The sequence below is a fragment of the Paenibacillus qinlingensis genome, assembly GCF_013204845.1.
Taxonomy (GTDB): Bacteria; Bacillota; Bacilli; order Paenibacillales; family NBRC-103111; genus Paenibacillus_E; species Paenibacillus_E qinlingensis.
On the sequence record NZ_JABMKY010000060.1, the window covers coordinates 1 to 612 of the forward strand.

Consider the following 612-nt stretch of genomic DNA (forward strand, 5'->3'; position numbering starts at 1 on the left):
AAGGCTCCCACCTATCCTGTACAGATCGTACCAAAGTCCAATATCAAGCTGCAGTAAAGCTCCATGGGGTCTTTCCGTCTTGTCGCGGGTAACCTGCATCTTCACAGGTATTAAAATTTCACCGGATCTCTCGTTGAGACAGCGCCCAAGTCGTTACGCCATTCGTGCGGGTCAGAATTTACCTGACAAGGAATTTCGCTACCTTAGGACCGTTATAGTTACGGCCGCCGTTTACTGGGGCTTCAATTCATAGCTTCGGGTTGCCCCTAACCACTCCTCTTAACCTTCCAGCACCGGGCAGGCGTCAGCCCGTATACTTCGCCTTGCGGCTTCGCACAGACCTGTGTTTTTGCTAAACAGTCGCTTGGGCCTTTTCACTGCGGCCCCCTCGGGCTATTCACCCTACCGAGGCACCCCTTCTCCCGAAGTTACGGGGTCATTTTGCCGAGTTCCTTAACGAGAGTTCTTCCGCGCGCCTTAGAATTCTCTTCTCACCCACCTGTGTCGGTTTGCGGTACGGGCACCTTCGCCTGGCTAGAAGCTTTTCTTGGCAGTGTGAACTCATGACCTTCGGTACTTAAATTTCCCTCCCCATCACAGCCCAGCCTTACG

Annotated in this window: 1 rRNA gene; it reads right to left on the reverse strand. The window is 53.3% G+C overall.

The features are described from left to right. Nucleotides 1-612, reverse strand: a 23S ribosomal RNA gene (locus HQN88_RS37265); the annotation flags it as partial.